Origin of the sequence: Schlesneria sp., assembly GCF_036405755.1 — a bacterium.
Taxonomy (GTDB): Bacteria; Planctomycetota; Planctomycetia; order Planctomycetales; family Planctomycetaceae; genus Schlesneria; species Schlesneria sphaerica.
In genome coordinates this window covers 1-5837 of sequence record NZ_DASWWZ010000203.1, presented here as the reverse complement: position 1 = coordinate 5837, position 5837 = coordinate 1, and the positions used below count along the sequence as shown (strand labels likewise).

Below are 5837 nucleotides of genomic sequence, written 5' to 3'. Positions count from 1 at the left end.
TGCAAAGCCACCAGTGCTTCTTCCCGCAGGGCTTGCTGCATCGGAATCGCACGCTCGGCAGTGGGTCTACTGATCTCACGGTAAAAGCTCCGGTCATCAAAACCTGCTTCCGCCGCATCATCGCAAGTGGCGGCGTAGTAGATGCAATCCAGCCGAGACCAGTAGATGGCGGCCAAGCACAGCGGGCATGGTTCGCAACTGCTGTAAATCTCGCAACCTGCCAACGAGAACGTTTTGAGGCGGGAACAAGCATCACGGATCGCTACGACTTCGGCATGAGCCGTGGGATCGTTCGTCGACGTGACCTGATTCCAGCCCCGTCCGACAATCTCGCCGTTTCGCACGACGACGGCTCCGAACGGACCACCCTCGTTGGCTTCCATCTTCTCGATGGAAAGGCGAATCGCTTCACGGAGAAACGTAGGGTCGAGCGGTGTTGTCATCGGTACTGCCTCCAAGCCGAGTTGAAGCTCGAAATCGACGTGGCCGACCGGGGCAGGCACGAAATCATCGACATTGCGGTGAAACCGGTTGAACTTTCGCAAAGTCTTGGAGAGAAATGGCTTACCGCCGACTACGCCGCAGAACGTCGAATCCTCGAAATCCTCTGTTTGAACTGCTCTCTCGATGGCGTAAGTCTCGTCGCCACAATGAGAAAGCCCTTCGACCTGTTGGCCAAAGGGCTTCTTTAGAAAGATAGTCGGGCTGACAGGATTTGAACCTGCGACCTCTTGACCCCCAGTCAAGTGCGCTAGCCAAGCTGCGCTACAGCCCGCGATTGACGGCTTGCGTCGTCTCTCTTGGCGAACTATTGCAGCGACGGCCGATCAATGCAAGAGAAACAGGGTTGTTTTCGTGGCTCCAACTTCATTGACTCGAAATCGGAGCGGCTTTTTCGGCAGTTTCTGTCACAAATCGGCGTCATAACCGGGCAGAGATGCGTGAGGCAACATGTGCGATGTTGTCTCCACAGGCCTGAAGCGACCCTTGGCCAGAGGCGATCCGGAGATCCTTCTGGCCTGCTTGTCATCGAAAGTCTCGAGAATTCTGGCGTATTCTTCCTGGTCCCGCATGCTGATCGGCGAAGTGCGCTGCGTGCTCTGGTTCAACGAGGCGGACCGCTCATGCAGAGATCAACGAGGTTGTCGCTCAGCGGACTTTACGACTCGACGGCGAACGCGGAAACTATTCTGGTCCGCGATTCTCACATAGAATCTCGTTGATTCGTTTCACCGCAAAGTTTGATTTCTCGCTGGCTGGACTTTTCTCATGCGGATGCGGCAAGTGATTGTTGTACTGGGGATGCTGGTTCTGGCGACCTGGGCTTCGTTCGATGCTGCTCCGGTGCTGGGGCAGGAGTCCTCCGTTGCCGTCGATCCTGACCATGCCGCCAAACGGACGAAAGGTTTGGCCCTGTTTCGGGCAGAGATCCGCTCGATCCTCAAACAGAATTGTGTTTCCTGTCATGGCGAGCACGAGACTGCCGGCAAACTTGACCTCGTCACTCAGGAAGGTTTACTCAAGGGGGGTGAACGTGGCCCGGCGGTAGTGATCGGAAGAGGGGACAAGAGTCTGCTGACGCGCGTAATCACTCATCAGCAAGAGCCAAAGATGCCCAAGGAAGGGGAGAAGCTGACGGCGGAACAGATATCGGCCATCACGGAATGGATCGATCTGGGAGCACCTTACGACGAGCCATTAATCGCCGCCAGCAATGAAGCGATCCACTGGACCGATCGCAAGGTAGGGTCCGCAGCCAGAGATTTCTGGTCCTTTCAACCGCTGCAGGCGTCTCGTTCACCAGAAGTCGTTGACACCCACGACTGGGGACAATCACCCATCGATCAATTCATCCTGGCCAAACTGCGAGAAGCGAAACTCGAGCCCAATCAAAAACTCCCGCGAGAACCGCTGATCCGTCGATTGTCATTTGATTTGATCGGCCTTCCCCCCACCGCGGAGGAAGTGTCCGAGTTTGTCGAGGACAGCCGACCGGACGCCGATGAGCGTCTTGTCGATCGACTGCTTGCGAATCCCCATTACGGAGAACGCTGGGGACGCCGCTGGCTGGACCTGGCTCGCTTTGCTGAAAGCCATGGATTCGAGCACGACTACGACCGGACCACGGCCTTTCACTATCGCGATTTCGTGGTGCAGGCCCTGAACTCGGGCATGCCTTACGACCAGTTTGTGCGCTGGCAGATTGCCGGAGACGAGATCGCTCCTGACGATCGATTGGCCATGATGGCAACGGGATTTCTGGCGGCCGGGGTCCACTCGACCCAGATCACCAAAAACGAAGTTGAAAAGCACCGCTATGACGAAATGGACGACATGTTGGGAACGATCGGCACGTCGGTGCTGGGGTTGACAGTGGCCTGTGCCCGATGCCATGACCATAAGTTCGACGCCATCCCTCAGGCAGACTATTACCGACTGCTGTCCACGTTCACGAAGACGATCCGCAGCGAAGTGGAACTCGACTTCGATCCCGTCGGTTTCCAGCGTGAAAAGTCCGAGTTCGAGTCCCAGCATGCTCCGTTCGAACAGGCGGTGCATGACTACGAAACGAACATCCTGCCTCAGCAGTTTCTTGCCTGGCAGCGAACTGGCATGACCGATGTTGTCACCACGACGTGGTTACTCCCCGAATCGATCAACTACAGGTCCGCGGGTGATGCAATCTTCACACTGCAGGAAGACGCGTCGTGGCTTGTCAGCGGCCCGAACGCTCCGAACGATGTCTGGACAATGACCTTCGACACGAACCTGCAAGGAGTTCGTTCGATCCGCCTGGAGGCACTGGCGGACCCCAGTCTCGATCGTTCAGGCCCCGGACGTGCGTCGAATGGCAACTTCGCCCTTTCTGATTTCGTCGTGACGGTTCAACAGAAAGGGGCTCCGACCGATTCTGGCCAGCCACCCGTGCCCATCCCGCTGGTCTCTGCCAAAGCGACATTTGAGCAGAATGGTCTTCCCGTGGCGGCAGCCATTGATGGTGACCCTGCCAGCGCCTGGGCGGTGGACCCCGAATTTGGCAAAGGCCACGCCGCCGTATTTGTCGCCAAAGAGCCGTTTGGGTTCCCCGAGGGAACACGAGTCACGGTCACGTTGAAGTACAACACCAATGTCCATCATTCGATTGGTCGACCGCGGTTATCGGTGTCGACCGAAACGGATCCATCGGCGACGGTGGGAGGGGCCTTGAATGAGTCTATCGTGACGCTCATCACCCGTCCGTTCGCAGATTTAACCAGCGAACAGAGGACTCAGGTGCTCGACTGGTTCAAGTCGCGGGATCCAGGCTGGGTTGGAGTCGACAAGCGCCGTGCCGAGCATGCAGCGCTGGCACCCAAACCCAATCTTCAAAAAGTTCTCGTGGCCAGCGAGGGGCTTCCCGCCGTGACCTTGAACACTCAAGCCGATGCGGAATTCCTGCCGGAAACGCATTTTCTGCGACGGGGAGAGCCGAACAATAAAGAGTCGGTCGCGACTCAGGGGTTCCTCCAGGTTCTCATGGCAAATCCCGATTCACCACAGCGGTTCCAATCGACGGCCCCCGCCGGGTGGCGAACGTCCTACCAAAGGCGTTCGCTCACCAACTGGTTGTTTGACAGGGAAGCGGGAGCAGGCAATCTTGCAGCGCGGGTCATGGCCAATCGACTCTGGCAGCATCACCTGGGCAGGGGAATCGTCGCCACCCCCTCCGACTTTGGAACACGTGGTGAGCCTCCAACGCATCCTGAACTGCTTGACTGGCTGGCACAGGAACTGGTGCGACATCAGTGGGAACTGAAGCCATTGCACCGCGCGATCCTCTCCAGCAGTGTCTATCAGCAAAATTGTGACACGGACGAAGCCCGCGCCTCGGTGGATCGAGGGAACAGCACTTTCTGGCATCGACCTCGACGCAGACTGGAAGCAGAAATCATTCGCGATTCCATTCTCTGCGTGAGTGGCATGCTGGACGACCGTTTGTACGGGCCTGGAAAACTGGATGAAACCCATCGTCGCCGCAGCCTGTATTTCATGATCAAACGCAGCCAGCTCATGCCGTCGATGACCGTCTTCGACGCTCCTGACGGGACGACACCTGTGGCGGATCGCTCGGAGACGACCATCGCGCCTCAGGCACTTCTGCTGATGAATAATCCGCTCGTCCGAGAATCCTCTCGGAAATTTGCCGCGCGTTTGCTCACGGACACTCAGAGGACCGACTCGGACAAGGCACTCGAATCGATCGTTCGCCTGGGATATGCGACCGCACTCAGTCGGCAACCGACCGAAGACGAATTGCATGACAGCATTGGTTTCCTCCAGCAGCAGCGTCAAACTTATCCCGATCCAGCAGCCGAGGCGGCGTTGCGGCAAGCGGTGGTCGACTGGTGCCAGGTTCTTTTTTGCCTGAACGAGTTTATTTATTTGGAATAAACAAGTTTGAATATCTGACGAAGAAAATCGCCCCACCGGTCGAATTCTCGGCTTCTTCAGCAACTTTTTTCGCCCCGTGAACAGTTCACCAGCCTGACAATCCGTAACTAAGTATAAACGGGATCGGGAGTTTCGCTCGGTCGATCCGATCTGGCATCAATTCCCCCTGGTGAGCGAAATATCGATGCGGAGTGCGGTGCTGTGGAGTAGAATGGGCGTGTGACCAAATCCCCGCGCAGGAGCGGTCATCTGTCGCGCGTGCCGCCGGTTCCGGAGGGCGCCACAGAATAATGTCAGTCGATGCATTCAGAAGCCTGTCGGGAGATTCCCAGATCCTGAACCGCATTCCAGTTCCAGATAAAATTGAGTTCCATGTCGAAATTGAGGGCCAAGCCGATGCAGGGAAGCACGACGCCGTCATTAAAGCGGTTGATCAACGTGCTGATTTGTGCGTTGAGCACGCTCGGTGTCTGCGTACCGTCATTGGGGCAAGAGGGTCCCGTAAGTCCAAAGCCGATCGAGGGGGTGTCTCCCGCAGAGCCTGCCCGCAAAGAGGCAGCGACGAGCAACGGAAAGTCCTCACTCGAAAATGTCCTCCCCCCGCCTGCGTTTCGGTATCTCTACGATAAGAAGACAAATGAACCCGTCGCGGTCCCTTACGATGTGACGCTCGAAGACTTGCTACGAGCCAAAGCGGGAGGCGACCGGAATCAGACCGGTCCTAAAGTGGCAACCATCAACGCGATTGCCATCGACGGAGTTGCCGACGACGAACGGGCTACTCTGAAAGTGACGTTCACAATCCGTCTGCTCAAGTCGGATCAGTTCGTCAGCGTTCCTCTCTACCTGAACGAGGCAGTTCTGATTCAACCACCGGTCTACACGGGTTACGGCGAAGAATCTCCGTTCGAGAAAAAAGACCCGGAATTCGGCTACGTGTGGTGGTTCCGTGGTCGCGGCCGGCATGACCTTGAGCTGACAGTCAGCGTGCCATTGAAAAAGCAACTCCCGTCGAGACGCCTAGTATTGTCGCTGCCACCCAGCCCCGTCAGTCGAGCCAAGCTGATCTTGCCGGGCCCCTCACTGACCACCAAAGCCAGTCGCGAACAGACGAGTCTCGACATTACGCCGACTCGGGATGCAAGGACACTTGTCGATGCGATCGACCTGGGGACGCGGTTTGATTTGACGTGGAACCCGGCTGTTGAGATCAAGCCGAGCGAAGCATCGCTGGAGTCACAAACGATCATTCGAGCCCAGATCGAGGCGGATCAGGTGGTGCTGCGGGCCGAGCAGCAAGTCAAATCACTTCAGGGTCAGTTCGACAAGTTTAATGTGCGACTGCCCAGTGCGACCGAGCAATTCAAACTCGACGATCCTGAGCGGCTTTCCTACACAACCGACCC

4 protein-coding genes and 1 tRNA gene are annotated in these 5837 nt (G+C 57.0%); 3 read left to right on the top strand and 2 right to left on the bottom strand.

Features of this window, described 5'->3' with window-relative positions; translation table 11 throughout:
* The coding region (locus VGE80_RS06960) for a nucleoside deaminase (protein ID WP_440592140.1) at window positions 1-443 on the bottom strand (443 nt) is incomplete at its 3' end.
* A 39-nt stretch (window positions 444-482) separates the two neighbouring features.
* On the opposite strand from VGE80_RS06960, the gene VGE80_RS06955 reads away from it, so the two are divergent.
* Window positions 483-692, top strand: coding sequence for a hypothetical protein (locus VGE80_RS06955; protein WP_440592139.1), 210 nt, complete (start codon window positions 483-485; stop codon window positions 690-692).
* 8 nt (window positions 693-700) lie between these two features.
* Here VGE80_RS06955 and VGE80_RS06950 read toward each other — a convergent pair.
* Window positions 701-775, bottom strand: a tRNA-Pro gene (locus VGE80_RS06950).
* 494 nt (window positions 776-1269) lie between these two features.
* On the opposite strand from VGE80_RS06950, the gene VGE80_RS06945 reads away from it, so the two are divergent.
* Window positions 1270-4431: a PSD1 and planctomycete cytochrome C domain-containing protein gene (locus tag VGE80_RS06945; RefSeq protein ID WP_440592138.1), complete on the top strand. Its 3162-nt coding sequence runs from the start codon at window positions 1270-1272 to the stop codon at window positions 4429-4431.
* Between the two features lie 372 nt (window positions 4432-4803).
* A partial coding sequence (locus VGE80_RS06940) for a hypothetical protein (RefSeq protein ID WP_440592137.1) occupies window positions 4804-5837 on the top strand: 1034 nt, incomplete at its 3' end.